This is a genomic window from Gardnerella sp. C0684A1, assembly GCF_055326835.1.
Genome location: NZ_JBLTSX010000001.1, coordinates 176,647 through 192,613, shown reverse-complemented (window position 1 = coordinate 192,613; position 15,967 = coordinate 176,647). Strand labels below are relative to the sequence as shown.

Annotated in this window: 14 protein-coding genes and 1 tRNA gene; 2 read left to right on the top strand and 13 right to left on the bottom strand. The window is 42.7% G+C overall.

All coding sequences use genetic code 11. The annotated features are described in order from the left end of the window. Positions 1 to 2: 2 nt before the first annotated feature. The 8 genes from atpD to ACNEUN_RS00765 all read right to left on the bottom strand — a co-directional run bounded on the left by atpD (position 3) and on the right by ACNEUN_RS00765 (position 8,046). Complete coding sequence (gene atpD / locus ACNEUN_RS00800) at positions 3 to 1,490, bottom strand: F0F1 ATP synthase subunit beta (protein ID WP_463630199.1); 1,488 nt, start codon at positions 1,488 to 1,490, stop codon at positions 3 to 5. Between the two features lie 6 nt (positions 1,491 to 1,496). After that, positions 1,497 to 2,501 (bottom strand): F0F1 ATP synthase subunit gamma, encoded by a 1,005-nt coding sequence (locus tag ACNEUN_RS00795; RefSeq protein WP_004134077.1) that lies wholly within the window; start codon positions 2,499 to 2,501, stop codon positions 1,497 to 1,499. A gap of 3 nt (positions 2,502 to 2,504) precedes the next feature. Next, positions 2,505 to 4,166, bottom strand: a complete 1,662-nt coding sequence (gene atpA, locus ACNEUN_RS00790) for a F0F1 ATP synthase subunit alpha (protein WP_463630196.1) — start codon at positions 4,164 to 4,166, stop codon at positions 2,505 to 2,507. A 16-nt stretch (positions 4,167 to 4,182) separates the two neighbouring features. Next, complete coding sequence (locus ACNEUN_RS00785) at positions 4,183 to 4,764, bottom strand: F0F1 ATP synthase subunit delta (RefSeq protein ID WP_463630194.1); 582 nt, start codon at positions 4,762 to 4,764, stop codon at positions 4,183 to 4,185. A gap of 106 nt (positions 4,765 to 4,870) precedes the next feature. Further along, a complete protein-coding gene (locus ACNEUN_RS00780) occupies positions 4,871 to 5,413 on the bottom strand; it encodes a F0F1 ATP synthase subunit B (protein WP_463630192.1) in 543 nt (180 codons plus the stop codon). Positions 5,414 to 5,477: 64 nt separating this feature from the next. Then, positions 5,478 to 5,711, bottom strand: coding sequence for an ATP synthase F0 subunit C (gene atpE, locus ACNEUN_RS00775; RefSeq protein WP_004126223.1), 234 nt, complete (start codon positions 5,709 to 5,711; stop codon positions 5,478 to 5,480). Between the two features lie 76 nt (positions 5,712 to 5,787). Next, positions 5,788 to 6,642, bottom strand: coding sequence for a F0F1 ATP synthase subunit A (atpB, locus tag ACNEUN_RS00770; protein WP_463630190.1), 855 nt, complete (start codon positions 6,640 to 6,642; stop codon positions 5,788 to 5,790). Between the two features lie 372 nt (positions 6,643 to 7,014). Continuing rightward, the gene (locus tag ACNEUN_RS00765; RefSeq protein ID WP_463630188.1) at positions 7,015 to 8,046 is read right to left on the bottom strand and encodes a homoserine O-succinyltransferase; all 1,032 of its coding nucleotides are present in this window, start codon (positions 8,044 to 8,046) and stop codon (positions 7,015 to 7,017) included. 134 nt (positions 8,047 to 8,180) lie between these two features. Between ACNEUN_RS00765 and ACNEUN_RS00760 the strand changes: the two genes are divergently transcribed. Beyond that, positions 8,181 to 8,254, top strand: a tRNA-Met gene (locus ACNEUN_RS00760). Positions 8,255 to 8,377: 123 nt separating this feature from the next. Here the strand turns inward: ACNEUN_RS00760 and ACNEUN_RS00755 are convergent. Genes ACNEUN_RS00755 through ACNEUN_RS00745 form a run of 3 tightly spaced genes read right to left on the bottom strand, consistent with a single transcriptional unit; the run spans position 8,378 to position 12,363 of the window. Beyond that, entirely contained in the window at positions 8,378 to 9,391 is a 1,014-nt protein-coding gene (locus ACNEUN_RS00755) for a co-chaperone YbbN (protein WP_427875903.1), read from the bottom strand. 58 nt (positions 9,392 to 9,449) lie between these two features. Next, the gene (locus ACNEUN_RS00750; RefSeq protein WP_463630401.1) at positions 9,450 to 10,451 is read right to left on the bottom strand and encodes a hypothetical protein; all 1,002 of its coding nucleotides are present in this window, start codon (positions 10,449 to 10,451) and stop codon (positions 9,450 to 9,452) included. Between the two features lie 25 nt (positions 10,452 to 10,476). Beyond that, positions 10,477 to 12,363, bottom strand: coding sequence for a hypothetical protein (locus ACNEUN_RS00745; protein ID WP_463630399.1), 1,887 nt, complete (start codon positions 12,361 to 12,363; stop codon positions 10,477 to 10,479). A 173-nt stretch (positions 12,364 to 12,536) separates the two neighbouring features. Between ACNEUN_RS00745 and ACNEUN_RS00740 the strand changes: the two genes are divergently transcribed. Beyond that, positions 12,537 to 13,499, top strand: a complete 963-nt coding sequence (locus ACNEUN_RS00740) for an FKBP-type peptidyl-prolyl cis-trans isomerase (protein WP_463630186.1) — start codon at positions 12,537 to 12,539, stop codon at positions 13,497 to 13,499. A gap of 170 nt (positions 13,500 to 13,669) precedes the next feature. On the opposite strand, the gene nucS is transcribed toward ACNEUN_RS00740, so the two are convergent. Together nucS and ACNEUN_RS00730 are read right to left on the bottom strand one after the other, a co-directional pair. Next, positions 13,670 to 14,377, bottom strand: a complete 708-nt coding sequence (nucS, locus tag ACNEUN_RS00735; RefSeq protein WP_427875906.1) for an endonuclease NucS — start codon at positions 14,375 to 14,377, stop codon at positions 13,670 to 13,672. 89 nt (positions 14,378 to 14,466) lie between these two features. Further along, the gene (locus ACNEUN_RS00730) at positions 14,467 to 15,900 is read right to left on the bottom strand and encodes an amino acid permease (RefSeq protein WP_427877630.1); all 1,434 of its coding nucleotides are present in this window, start codon (positions 15,898 to 15,900) and stop codon (positions 14,467 to 14,469) included. Positions 15,901 to 15,967: the final 67 nt, after the last annotated feature.

The following is a 15,967-nucleotide window of genomic DNA, read 5'->3' as shown; positions in this document are numbered from 1 at the left end:
AATCACTCACCAAACTCTTGCTTCATATCGTGCCAGCGACGCTCAAGATCATCAATACCGCCAATTCCAGAGAACGCCTGTTCAGGGATCTCATCGTAAGTGCCATTGCAAATACGAGTGAACGCCTCAATAGTCTCATCAGCTGGAACATAAGAACCTGGACGACCAGTGAACTTTTCAGCAACGTAGAAGTTCTGACCAAGGAACTGCTCAATCTTACGAGCACGGCTCACTGTAGTCTTATCTTCCTCGCCAAGCTCATCAATACCAATCAAAGCGATGATATCCTGAAGCTCCTTATTACGCTGCAAAATAGCCTTCACGCGGTTTGCACAATCGTAATGAGCCTGTCCAACGTAGCGCGGATCCAAAATTCTAGAAGTAGAAGCCAAAGGATCCACAGCCGGGTAAATACCCTTAGCAGCAATATCACGCGAAAGCTCAGTAGTAGCATCCAAGTGCGTAAATGTTGTTGCAGGCGCCGGGTCAGTGTAATCATCTGCAGGCACGTAAATAGCCTGAAGCGACGTAATGGAATGGCCACGCGTAGAAGTAATACGCTCCTGCAACGCACCCATTTCATCAGCCAAGTTTGGCTGATAACCAACTGCGGAAGGCATACGACCAAGCAAAGTGGACACCTCAGAACCAGCCTGAGTAAAGCGGAATATGTTATCAATAAACAGCAACACATCCTGATTCTGCACATCGCGGAAGTACTCAGCCATGGTCAAAGCGGTAAGAGGCACACGAAGACGAGTCCCAGGAGGCTCATCCATCTGACCGAAGACAAGTGCTGTTTTCTCCAAAACACCAGCTTCAGCCATTTCGCCGATCAAATCGTTACCCTCACGAGTACGTTCACCAACGCCAGCGAATACAGAAACACCACCGTGATTCTGTGCAACGCGCTGAATCATTTCCTGAATCAACACGGTTTTACCAACACCTGCGCCACCGAACAGACCGATCTTTCCACCCTGAACGTAAGGTGTAAGCAAATCGATAACCTTAATACCGGTCTCGAACATCTGAGTCTTAGACTCAAGTTGATCGAAAGCAGGTGGGTTACGATGAATTGGCCAACGCTCGGTTACTTCAAGCTTTTCACCAGGCTTAGCATTCAAAATATTGCCAGTGACATCAAAAACGTGACCTTTAGTGATATCACCAACAGGCACCGATATAGGACCGCCAGTGTCTCGTACTAAAGCTCCACGAACCAAGCCGTCAGTAGGCTTCAGCGCAACTGCACGCACGGTTGAATCACCAAGGTGCTGCTCAACTTCCAGCGTAATCTCATGAACGGTATCGCCTTCCGTATTACCAACGGTATTGATATCGACCTTGAGAGCATTGTAAATATCCGGCAGATAGCCGACCGGGAATTCAACGTCAATCACGGAACCCTGAACGCGGGTTACGCGACCAGCTGTTGGATCGACCTCCTGCTCAGCTTCTGGAGGCGCTGTGGTCTGATTTTCAGCCATATGCTCCTAATCCTCCTCATTATTCAGCGCATCAGCGCTGCCGATAATCTCGGTAAGTTCTTGAGTGATAGATGCCTGACGTGAAGCATTGAGCTTTCTAGTCAAATCATCTACCAAATTGCGGGCGTTATCTGTAGCCGTATGCATAGCGTTCTGCCTACTTGCTGTTTCAGAAGCAGCAGAAGTAAGTAAGCACTCGTGAATACGAGACTGAATATACTTCGGCAAAACAGCATCCAGCACTTCATCCGGACTTGGCTCGAAGCAATACTCAACAGCTTCTGGATTGCTGCGACTCACAGCCTCTTCACGAGCTGAAACTGCACTCGTAGACGACAGTGATGCTGAAGGTCCAGAAGCTGCTTCGTAATCAGGACGGTGCATAGCAAACTCCTCACCATCCTTCAACGGAACAAGTTCAACTGGCAGCATACGCAACGTACGAACTTTTTGCCTCACCATATTAATAAACTCGGTGAAAACAATATACAGTTCCGAAACTCCGCCTTCTGCTTCCGGAGTCATATAAGCATCCATTAAAGTATCGGAAATCTTTTCAGCAATAGTAACGTCAGGATGGTCAGTAGAACCTTCCCAAGTACCTGCCACATCACGATTACGATACTTGTAGTATGTAGCTCCACGACGACCATACACGTACAGCTCCGCGTGCTTACCTTCGGCATCAAGCTTAGCTAAAAGCGCTTCAGTCTCACGAATAATCGAAGACGTAAAAGCACCTGCCATGCCACGATCAGAAGTAAGGGCTAGAACTGCTACGCGATTGCCGGCATGTTCTTTACCGAAAATAGGATGCTTAATATTTGCTTCGTGATGAGCTACCAACGCCTGCACGGCATCGAAAATTGCGTCGCTATAAGGCTTAGCATTAAGCGCAATATCTCGCGCTTTAGCAATATGCGAAGACGCAATCATTTCCTGAGCCTTAAAGATTTTACCTAAAGACTGCGTGGAAATAATTCTCGATTTCAATGCAAGTTGGGAGGACATACGCTACTTCCCCTCAGGCTCGCGACTATCTGCTTTTGGCTTAGCTACAAGCTGTTCCTTTTCAACAGGAGCAGGATTTTCAGCCGGCGGCAACGAATCCTTTACAATCAAAGGCTTGCCAACAGAAGTCTTAAACGTCCTACGGAAATCTTCAATGGCCGCATCAAGCTTAGCTTCAGTTTCCTTAGTGAAATCTTCAGTATCGCGAATTACTTGTAAAATGTCAGTTCCCTTATCGAGATAATCCAACAATTCGTCTTCAAAACGCAAAACATCCTTCACAGGAATATCGTCAAGCTTGCCGTGTGTACCAGCCCACACAGAAACCACTTCCTGCTCCATAGAGCGAGGAGAGAACTGCTTCTGCTTAAGCAACTCGGTCAAACGAGCGCCACGCGTAAGCTGAGCCTTTGAAGCTGCATCCAAATCGGAAGCAAACATTGCGAAGGATTCCAAAGACTTGTAACGAGCCAAAGAAATCTTCAACATACCAGAGACTTTCTTCAAAGCCTTAGACTGAGCAGCACCACCAACACGAGACACGGAAATACCAACGTCTACTGCTGGACGCTGACCTGCGTTGAACAAATCAGACTGCAAGAATATCTGACCATCGGTGATGGAAATCACGTTGGTTGGAATGTATGCAGAAACGTCGTTTGCCTTAGTTTCGATAATTGGAAGGCCGGTCATAGAACCGCCACCCAAATCGTCAGAAAGCTTAGCGCAACGTTCAAGCAGACGAGAATGCAAGTAGAACACGTCGCCTGGGTAAGCTTCACGCCCAGGTGGGCGGCGAAGAAGCAAAGAAATTGAACGGTATGCTTCTGCTTGCTTCGACAAATCGTCAAAAACAATCAAAACATGTTTGCCGTTGTACATCCAATGCTGACCGATTGCAGAACCGGTGTAAGGAGCAATGTACTTAAAACCTGCAGAATCAGAAGCTGGGCTTGCCACAATTGTGGTGTACTTCATAGCACCTGCTTCTTCAAGGCTCTGACGCACTGCTGCGATAGTTGAGCCCTTCTGACCGATTGCTACATAAATGCAGCGAACTTGCTTCTTTGGATCGCCACTTTCCCAGTTTGTGCGCTGGTTAATAATCGTATCGATTGCGATTGCAGTCTTACCGGTTTGGCGGTCACCAATAATTAACTGACGCTGGCCGCGACCAATTGGGGTCATTGCGTCAATAGCCTTCAAACCAGTAGACAAAGGTTCGTCAACTGGATGACGGTGAATAACGTCTGGAGCCTGGGCTTCAAGAATACGACGCTCACTGCACTCGATCGCACCCAAACCATCGATTGGATTACCCAAAGGATCAACGGTACGACCAAGATAAGCGTCACCAACCGGCACTGACAATACTTCGCCAGTGCGGTAAACTTCCTGCCCTTCCTCAATACCAGTGAAATCACCGAGAATAACTACGCCGATTTCATGTGCATCAAGGTTGAATGCAAGGCCCAAGGTGTCGTTCTCGAATGTGAGCAGCTCATTTGCCATGCAGCCGGACAATCCAGCTACGTGCGCAATGCCGTCACCAGCCGTAACAACATAGCCAACTTCTTGCGTTGGCATGTCTGTTGGCTTGTACGAGTCAACAAACCCGTCAAGCGCCTTGCGTATCAGGGCGGGATCAATAGATAGTTCCGCCATAATTCTCCTTAATTTACTACTTCACTGCCTGTGTCCAAGCGCCATTGCGCGCAGAACGTTGCAACTGCTTTAGTTGCATCAACATGGTGCGATCGGTTATTTGATCACCGATTTGTATACGCATGCCACCAAGCACGTTTGGATCCACAATTGGGTTAATGTATGCACGATGACCCAACTTATCACTGTAGATTTCAATCAAACGCTTAATTTGCTTATCTGTAAGCGGCTGAGCAGTAGTGACAGTAACCAATGTTTCGCCAGCTTCACGCTCAAATCCCGACCAAGCGCCGCCAAAGCTACCTGTTTTACCGCTTTCAGCACCACCATGCCACGTTCCTACTAGATAATGCATAATGCGCAATACGACAGGGTGCGCTTTACCTCCAATAAGCTCGTCAATTAGGCGAGACTTATCTTCCGAAGATCTATTCGGATCGGTAATCGCATCAGAAAGCTCAGGATACTTATCAATCATCTCCATCATTGACGAAAGCTCGTCAGCGATGCGCTGCGCTTCATCGTGCGCATCTGAGATGGCCTGCGCAAGAGAAGAACGCGACAAACTATCGTTTGCACGCGATGCCTTTTCTGGCATTATTACCTCCTCATTTCTGTAAAACGAAGTAATGCAATAAATACAAAACAAATAAAAGCGCAAATTATTTTTTATTTTGCAATTATTAAATTTTGTATATTAGTACTTACTTGATTTGATCCGAATTTTTATCTTCTCCAACTTCATCAATCACATGATCAATAATTTTGGAGCTTACAGTATCGTCATCCAGCTTGGACGCAAGAATCTTGCCAGCCAATGCTGCTGCAAGAACCGATACCTCTCCTTGGAGGCTGGACATGGCATGCTTATGCTGAGCCTCAATGGAATGCTGCGCTTCACTAATGATTTTTGCAGCATCCTTTTCAGCGCGTTGTCTAGCTTCGCCAATAATTTTTGAAGCTTCCGCACGAGCCTCTTCGCGAGTTTTTGCAGCATCAGCTTGAGCTTGAGCAAGCTCTTCTTCCATCTGACTTTTTAATTCGTCAGCTTCATGCTGCATGTTCGCTGCTTTAGCCATTCCGCCTTCGATTTTTTCTGCACGCTCATCAAGAATTGCCTGGAATTTAGGCATAACGAACTTGTAGAAAAACGCTGCAAGAACTACCAAAACAACTAACGACCACACTAAGTCATAAGGCTCAGGCAAGAACAACGCCAAACCATTACTCTCAGATGCATGTGCCATGGCTTGTCCTTTCTATTCCCTCAACACTTTTATATTTGTGCTGGAACGAGTTGTTTCGTTCGGTTCACTTTCCCATAATGTAGGCAACGAATCCGAGCAAGCCCAGAACCTCAATAAATGCCAAGCCAACGAACATGAACAACTGAATACGGTTGCCAACTTCTGGCTGACGTGCAGTAGATTCCATAGCTTTAGCAACGACTATTGCCATACCAAGTGCAGGAGAAATTGTTGCGACAGCAAAGCCAAGAATGCTGAGGTTGCCGACCAAACCTGCGAGAGCGATGATATTATTCATTGGTTTCCTTTCTGTTAAAACAGTAACCAGTATAAACCCGTAAGATGGGTAAAATCTGAAGATTTAAGCTATGCTATCAAGCAACAGCAACAGCAGACTTTTCTTCTTCCTCCGGGTAACTTTCCGAAATGTAGACAGAAGCAAGCACAGTGAAAATAAACGCCTGCAAACCAGCTACCATAATTTCGAATAGGGTAAACAGAATGCCACCAAGCAGCCACAAAGCACCGCCGAAGGCAAGGAGTTTATTGCTGGAATCCACCACAAAGAAATTGGTGAATACTAAGCAAGTGGCCACCAGCAAATGGCCAGCAATCATATTCGCAAACAAACGGATTGTAAGCGAAAGTGGTCGCACAATTATTAATTCTATGAGCTGCAATGGCGAAAGAATGAAGTAAATCGGCCATGGCACGCCCGCTGGGAACAACGCTTCACGGAAGAATCGCAAAAAACCTTTTTCACGAATGCCAGCAAGAAGATATTGACACACAACCCACAAAGCAAATACCAACGGACCAGCAATGGTTGCGGTTGCAGCCATATTTAATCCTGGAATCACAGAACAAAGATTAAAGAAGAAAATCGTGATGAAAAGTGTAGACATCATTGGCACGTAACGCTTGCCACGTTCCTCGCCAATCATTTCGTAAACGATGTTGTAGCGCACAAAGTCCATTAAGATTTCCAGCACACTTTGGGATCTTCCTGGAACTAACTTCGCGCGAGCGGCACCAATGCCGAAAATAATCATAACGACTACAGCCATAAGCACACGCACCAAAATAATGCGGTTCATGGCAAACGGTGTGCCCTGGAACAAAATCTCTGGAGGCAAAAACTCGCCAATATTAGGCAATTCTGGTCCAGACGAAGCCACTGCTGAAGCTACATTGGTAGTCCTCAGCAAAACATCAACCATTCCATCCATAAGTGCCTCCTTATAGCAACTCGTTCACACGCCTTCACAACAATGCCGTTTATTCTCACACATGCAATTCATTCATCTAACGGCATTACATATCAACTAGACTATCTATTTCGCAAAGCGCGGGGCACGAAACGAAAAATACATCTAAAAGCTGATTCTACTCTGTGTATGTACATAATTTGTGGCTGACATATCTTATTACAAACTTAACTCACTAAAACTGTTAATTTTTCTAAAAAATGTCATAAATTTCATAAAATTTAGTGGACAACTCACCTTTTTCTGTAAAAAAGAAATAAAATACTGAAAAAAGTTCGACACTCGCAAAGCGATATCGCAGCCCCAAGCACTCCAATTTTTAATCCTGCACCTTTAATCCTGTACCCCATATCCACCATTCACAAACGGGCGGAAGTCATCGGAACGCGGAGAAGCTGGCTCGTGACGTATAGATCTATCTGTACCCAACTTTCCAGTAGAACGCAACTGAGGAATATCAACTAAATTGTAAGGCGTAGTTTCGTATACCCAGTTAAGCCAGTTACGCCACAGCAAATTCGCATGCGCACGCCATGCAAAAAGCGGTTCCAAACTTGCGTCATCATGAGGAAAATAGTTTTTAGGGAAAGGAACATTACTTAATCCTTTCGCCATATCTCGCTCATATTCCTGAGCAAGTGTCATCTTCCCATACTCCCAATGTCCTAAAGCAAAAACTTCAGAAAAATCACGAGTAGCAACTAATCCAGGACCAGACTCAGGACCACAAGTAAGCACCTGAAGCTGACTATTTGCAGCAATATCGTCAATATCAACACTTGCAACACGAGAATGCGGCTGTAACGCTATCTCATCAAAACCGTTAGTGAGAAAACAATACTCGTCTTGCAGATATTGCGGAAATACTCCAAAAATTTTCTCACTTAATACATGCTTTTTTACGCCGTATCGATAATAAAGAGCACCCATCGCTCCCCAACACAAATACATTGTTGAAAAAACATGAGTAGAAGCCCAATCAAGAATCTGCGTAAATTCCTGCCAGTAATCAACATCCTCAAATTTCATATGTTCAACTGGAGCACCAGTAACAACAAAACCGTCATAATAATTGTTTTTCAACGCATCAAGATTTTCGTAAAACTTCACTAAATGATCAGCACTAACATGAGTAGACGTATGCGTAGAAGTTTTCATAAAATCGACATCAACCTGCAAAGGCGATTTTGATATAAGACGCAAAAGTTGCGTTTCTGTCTCGATTTTTTTTGGCATAAGATTCAAAATCAGAATCCTGAGTGGCCTAACTCTCTGCTGTTCTGCTTCTGGACGTTCAAGTGCAAAAATACGCTCATCATCAAGTATGTCTCGAGCTGGGAGACCTTCAGGAATCTTAATAGGCATGTGATTATTATATTCACACGCACGGCAACTTTAAAAAGAGGACGTTATCAGATACCCATAGAGATAAAAGACACGCCGAAGTTGACAAATTATAATTTATACCTATTGTAGATAGAGCTGCTAAAAGTAGCCGACGCGGGGTGGAGCAGCTCGGTAGCTCGCTGGGCTCATAACCCAGAGGTCCATGGTTCAAATCCATGCCCCGCTACTAAAAAGCCAAGAATCACACAAAATTCTCACGATTGTTGTGGTTCTTGGCTTTTTTCATTATCTTTTGGAATATAGTGTTATAAACTAACCGTCCTTCTCACAAACTCAGTAAAAGCACAACTCAGTAAAGAAGCACAGACAGGCGACGTCGAGCGCGAGCTAAACGCTCATCTCCTGCAGGCAGCATAGCAAAATACTCAAGCATGCGAGAACGAACCGTTTCCGCATCAGCACGATGTCCTGCAGCCAGGAAATCAAGCAAACGACTGAACGCATCATCTATATGACCGTCAATCATATCTACATCAGCCACAGCAAGCTGCGCTTCAACACTATTCGGGTCATCTCCAGCAGCTTTACGAACAGCAGCTACATCCGTATCGGAATTGCGAGCAAGAAGTAATGCTTTCGCATGCTCACGCACAGCAAGAACATCATGAGGATCTTCCTCAACAATTTTCGCATACTCAGCAGCAGCTCCAGCATAATCTCCTTGCAAAGCAAGCGAATGAGCGCGTTCGTGAGCAGGAGGAATTTCTTCAGATTTATTCTCAATATCGTCAGAAGTACTCGAATTAGAATCAGAATCGTCATTTTTTTCTACAAAAGGCGCAGTCCCAGCAACTCCAGATCGCTCAGCAACCTGCACTAGTTGAGGCAAAATCGCAGTGCAAATCTGATTCAGTTCATCATCACTTGGCAAACCTTGCGATATAGGCATAGGCCTACCACCAATAAGACCATAAATTGCAGGAAATTGCTCAGCACGCAAGGCTTGAGCTATTGAAGGACTAGAATCTGCATCTATACGCGCAAGCTGCATACGCCCATCAAGTGAATTAACAGCTTCGGCTAATTTTGTAGCAACATCAAACGAAGTTTCATCATTCGACTGCCATACGAGTAACACTATAGGGAAACTAACTGAAGTCTGAACCATGGCTTGGAACGATTGATCATTAACATCAATAACGTAACCACCAGCTTTAGGCGCGCGAGGAACATTTTCGCCAGAAGCTAACTTTGCTGACTGCTTAGCCTGTGCTTCTACACGACGTTTTACACCTTCTAAATCGACTGCTCCAGCAAGAGAAAACCCTCCTGGATTCATAGTTTGTCGATTTTCATTTACCATTATTACCTCACTTGTTAATGCTTACTAATTACGTTAAAAAACACAAATTATTTATTAATCACAGCGCTTCAACTTTAATTGGCTGCCGTTCTGCACCAACAGGCATAATTTTCATATTTGATCCTGCAGGAGGAATTACTAGCGCAATAACATTCGCATAAGTAACTTTTATAGTTCCTTTTGCCTGAGAGTCTCCAAAAAGAGCTTTTTCTTCATCAGAAGCAGGACGAGATTGACGTCCACTTCCAGCAACACGAGTCCACACGGAATCAATGCGCGCGACCACAAGTTCACTTCCATCACTAGCTCTCATAGAACTTATTTGATTTTCAGAAGGTGTAAAAATTTGCTCTTGCGAACCATTGTTTCGCTCTAATCCTTCTTGAACAGCTTTGCTAAGTTCTTCAAGTTTCGAACGCAAATAATCTTTATCAAAGTTTTTTGCAAACTTGCTATTATTCCCATGCTGTAGAACATCAGCATATGCACTAACAGCATCTTTAGGGGTCATAATCAAGCCCTTATCGTCAACCTTGCCCATTACTGAACCTATAGATGGCACAGCAAACTTTGGAAGATGAACTCCTGGGAAAAGTCTAGCTACAGCCCACAATTTGTAATTAGTCTTAGCTCTCTGCTGCCTTATAACAAGCAAACGCCTAGATTGCTGATCTTTTGTTGTTGTAGTAATAGTTATTACATCGCGCGGCCAGTCTGAATTAACAGGCACAATCGACTGCGCTACCGCTTTAGGAATTGTAGTTTTAGGATCTAGATTGCCTGTAGCGGCAGCAACAGTTAATTCACTAGCCCTAATATCTAAAGCTGGGCCGCTCAAATAACGATTTAAATCAGAAATATTGCGAGTTTCGCTAGCTTTCTCCAAATTTCGCAATATTCCAAGACGAATATCTTTTTCTTTAAAAAGCGTTACGTCTGGAATTTCTTTAGAAGCGTGAGTCTCAGACGGTTTTGGTACTTGACCATTACATGCAGTTAAGCTCAAAGTCATAGTAGAAACCAAACAAATAGACAAGCAGGACAATGTTTTACGAAACATTCCACGCACTTTACTCCGCATATTTTCACGCCTTCCTCTGTCCGTTTGTGTTGCTGTTTCGCACTGTTTTCTTGCGTTTATCGCGTTGTACATCAGCAGAAGCATCTTGTTTACTCTGACCATAACGCGTATTTTCATTTTGATTACTTTTGCTTTGGTTATCGTAATTATTTTTTGAGTGATTATTCATAGAATTAATGGCACTATTTTTCTTTGAATTTTCGTTGCGCCTATAGGATTTATCCTGACGATGAGTGCCTTTTCGATAGTAGCCATATTCGTTCGAATCAGATTTTTGACCATTTGAGCGTTCGCGCGCATCGCTTTTAGCGTAAGTTTTCCCTGAATTGCGACGATTTCTTCCATGAGTAGTTCCGTTAGCAGTTTCACTAGCATTCCCATTGCCATTTTTAGTATTATTTTCGCCACGCTTTGAGCTACCTGAATTGCGATTATTGCCATCGTTCAGTCTACGTTTTGAAAACTCGCGAGTATTGCGGCCTTCGTTATTTTTCCCACTGGAATTATGATTTTTCTTCTCTTCGCCCTTTTCAGTCACGTTTTTAGAAGAATCATACGAATTTTGCTGATTTTCGCTATTTACCTGAGTTTTGTGTTTATTGTCGAAACTTTTACGAACAGCATGCGCGCTAGTTTTGCGAGTTTTCTTATTCTTAAAGTCGTTAGAGCGCATATCATTTTCGTCATTATTCTTCTTACTATCAAAGCTGGAATCTTTATAAGAATCAGACTTTTCGGTAGTACTGTCGACAGTTAAACTAACTCCATCTTCTTTAGCTAATCTTGCAAAGTATGCTTTAAGTTCGTCAGGAGAAATTACTGTAGTATCTTCAAGAGAATTAGACGAACTATGCTCGGAATTATTACCAGAATTGCTATCTGAATTCTCATTTGTACGTACTGAAATAGAAACAGTATTTGCGTTATTGATATCAGATTGTGAATACACATGGCGTTTAGTTCCGTGACGCGCATGAGCCCCAGCAGAACCCTTGTGGTGATTGGATTTTCCGAATAAACCAACCATAGTTCCAGCAAAGGCTTCTGAGAAACTAACTTCTTCACGACGCTCAGAAGTTACGCGCAAAGAACCGTTACGTTTTGCAACAATACGCTGATTTCTTCTGCGATGCGGCGACATTGCAAATACTGTAGCTGCTAGAACCATAAGTACTGCAAATAATGCTGCAGTCAAATACCATGGCGTTACAAAATCAGGTATGCTGTGTCGTCTCCAGCGCATTTCAATGTGCGCTACACGATTATTAGAACCAAGATCAATAATTATTGCATGATTTAATTTTTGTGAACGAGCAGCTTCTGAAGCTTGATTGTTTGCGCCTTTATCATCATTATGAACATTCTTGTTTTTACCAGTTTTGTCCACATTTCCCATAGAAACAGCATGATCATAAGAGGCAGCATTACTAGATTGCACAAAATCAGACACGTCCGCAGAAAGTTTCGCTAATCCAAGCTGACAGTTTGCTTCCGACCACATATCGGATTGTTTAAACGGTACGTCTGGATCTTCCGGCTTATCTATTTTCATTTTTTCTTGAGATTTAACAAGTTTTACCGAAAGAGTTTTCCAATCTTTAAGTCCAGTAATATGCTGAACAGAAGACCCAGAAGTCCAACCTTTAATATCTTTTGTTAAACCGACTGCTATGCAAACAGGCTTGCGAGATTTTTCTACTGCAGCAGAAATACGAACACGACTATCTACAAGATTCATAACACCGGGGTCGGTTACTATATACTGTGCCCCACTCACACGAGCGTGAGCTATAATGACCTGTTCTGGTTTCCAAACAGTTGCATTCATTACACCCAACGTCACACTCAGCACTGCCAATATTCCAAATATTGAGGCTATAATATAGCGCATACGTCGAGAACGTTTAGATGATTGCTGCATGCAAATTCTCTCCTCATGCTGAGTACTATCATTTTTACTTATACTATAAGTCACATTTTTGGTCATAACATTTACTATTCTACAATCTTTTCATACCAATGATATTTTTCTATAAAATCAGTATCAAGCGGTAATGTAAGCGTATGCAAAAAACAAAATTTACAGCACGATTATTAGCAGTTTTAAGCGCAATAGCATTATGCGCAGGACTTGCATCTTGTGGCAATGACAGCAACTCTATGAGAGACGGTGCTGCAGAAAAAGCCGGAATGAAATTGATCGAAGGCATAAACGCATCTGGTGATTTATTTAAAAAACCAAAGATTACTTTCAAAGCTCCTCTAAAAGTTCCTGATAACTCTTACGCAATTTTGCAGCGAGGAAACGGTAGAGAAGTAAAAGACGGTGAAAGAGTATGCTCTCACGGCATTATCTATAATGCTAAAACCGGCAAAGAGGTTACGAATACTTGGGATAAAAATAAGCCCGATTGCAGTCTAGTCATAAATAAGAAAAATATGAATAAACAGACTTACACGGTTATAAATAAAAAACCTGTTGGAACTACTATTGCACTTGGAATTCCAGCAAAAGGTAAAGAAGATCCGTATGTTGTTGCTTTAACTCTTCTTTCTGTCGAAAAGGCAATAACTAGAGCAACTGGTAAAGCTGTAACTGACATTCCTGCAAATTTGCCGAAGGTAACTCTCGATAAATCTGGAGCCCCATCCTTAGATAAGAACAACTACGTTCCAGATGGAAAGCTTGTTTCTCAAACTTTGATTGAAGGAACTGGCAAAGAAGTGAGCGCGAAAAGCACAGTCACCGTTCATTACACTGGATGGACTACAGATAAGGACGGCAAGCTACATCAGTTTGATTCGTCATGGACACGCGGAATGCCTGCGGACTTCTCGCTCGACGGACAAGTAATTCCAGGATGGATTAAAGGTTTAGCCGGAAAGAAAGTGGGATCACAAGTTCTTTTGGCAATTCCACCAGAAGATGGTTACGGTAAGGAAGACAAGAAGGATGCGCAAGGAAACGTAATAATTCCTGCAAATTCAACTCTTTATTTCGTAATTGATATTCTTTACGCTTCGTGAGATTCACAAATTTCAAAGTATTTGCAAAATACTTTAACTAGCAATTCGCGAATGGCAGACCCCTCCTTATGGAGGGGTTTTTGATTATGCATCTAAAAAATATAAAACAGAAGCGTTCTAATACAAAGTAAGCATGTACTAATTGCGAAACGGTGAAAAATCACGAAGATTTAGAACAAAAGAATGTCGTTGGATTCAACACCGCGCATATCATCATAGTCAAGAATCAGGCAAGTAAAACCACGATCTTCCGCCAAAACTCGCGCTTGCGGGCTAATTGTTTGTGCAGCAAAAATGCCACGAACAGGCTTCAAAAGTGGATCCCTATTCAATAACTCGCAGTATCTAGTGAGCTGCTCGACACCGTCAATACCACCATGACGCTTAATCTCGATCGCAACATGTACGCCTTCAGCATCCTGAGCCATAATATCTACCGGGCCGATAGCAGTCGGATACTCACGACGAATAAGCTTTGCGCCATCTCCAATACGCTCAATCTGTTCAGCCAAATATCGCTGCAAATGATCTTCAACGCCATCCTTAATTAGACCCGGATCCTCACCCAAGTCATAAGTACTGTCACTGTATACGTGTTCTAAAGAAATTTTTAGTAAATCATCACTTTTTTCTGCAGCAACACGAAGAACGCAACCATCAGCAAGCTCGCTGGAAGCAGATTCTTCTCCATTTTCTTTTTGAAGTATGCGCATAGTGCAAGGAGCAACCATCCAATTAAGCGGCTTATACGCTCCAAGTTCCGAAAAAATCAGAACACTGCCATCAGCTTTAATAAGAAGAACACGCTTAGCTAGTGGAAGCGTGGCATTTAATCTACCTGTATATTCAGCACTACAATCTGCAACAATAATTCGCACACAAAAAGCATAACAGAAATTGCAAGTATGTAGTGAGACGAAGTTGCAAAAGTTTGTTTAAAAGCAAAATTTAAAAATACTCAAATTTGCTATTTACCTAAAGCTGCTGCTAAATCACGATTCTGCCAATGCTCATGCAATGCGCAGTATCCTCCAAAAAGCACAAGCCATATTAAACCACCTATTGCAGAAGCACGCGTATCGTCACTAATAAACAAAGTCATATACACAAACGCAAAGAAAGCAATTGTGATGGAATTAAGAAGCTTGTAATGAGGCATTACAAAACCATCAGGCATAAAATCAGCAGATTTACGATACTTTAAATGCGTAACCATAATAAGTATGTAAATCATAATAATTACAGCAGAAGATGCAGAAGCAAAAACTATAAACGCTCCATGCACTCCAGGAATTGAATTAATAATTGGAGATAAAAGTATCAGAGAAGAAGAGAATAAGATTGCGCGAGCAGGTACTTTAGCATGAGAAACCTTACGCAACTTACCCAACAAAGGAGACGGAGACTCAAGAGCAATCTGATACATATGTCTTCCAGCAGAGTAAAGAAGAGAGTTAAGCGCAGAAGATGCAGCCGTAATCACAACGAAGAAAACAAGCGCAGATGCCCAATGCAATCCGGCATACTGGAAGACCATAATAAATGGCGACATGAATGAGCCTTCAGCGTTCGTAGCCTTAAACTGCTGCCATGGAACAATTAGCATAATTGCCACAAGAGCACCAACGTAGAATATTAAAATTCGCATAATAATCTCGTTTACAGCTTTTGGCAAAACTTGGCGAGGATTTTTCGTTTCAGAAACAGTAACACCTACAAACTCAATAAGCTGATAAGCGTAGAAAACCATTTGGAAACTCATCAAAAACGCAAGCCAACCATTTGGCATCAAAGAGAAACTGTTGAAAATATTATCAAAGCCGGCATGCCCAGCTGGGCTCAAAGAACCATCATGCATAACAGTTGCAGGATAGTTATATCCAATAACAACCATAACCGCAGCAGTAACAATAAGCGCAACTATAAGCGTAATTTTAATCATTGAGAACCAGAATTCTGTTTCTCCAAAAAGCTTAACAGCAACCAAATTTATCGCTACAAGCGCAGCCAAGAAAACAACTTCTATAAGCCATTTCCAATGACTTACGTCAATATTAAAAGTTTGGAAAAATGTAACACAGTAAGTACTTACGGCTGTAATCTCACTCATTCCTATAAGAACTAGTACAATCCAGTAGGACCAGCCAGCAAAATTACCCCAACCTCTACCAAGATAACGCGTAATAAAACTTATAAACGTGTGCTGGTTTGGATCTCTATACATGAGTTCACCTATGCCACGCATAAGCAAAAACATAATAAGACCGACAATAATGTAAACGAATACAATACTTGGGCCAGTTAAGCTAATAGATTTTCCAGATCCAAGGAATAAACCGGTACCAATAGTTCCGCCAATAGCAATAAATTGCACGTGACGCTTAGTTAAGCTACGCTCCATTTTGTTCGCTTGGTTGCCACTATCTTCGCAAAAGTTATCTTCAGAATTTTGGCTATGAGAAGTGTCA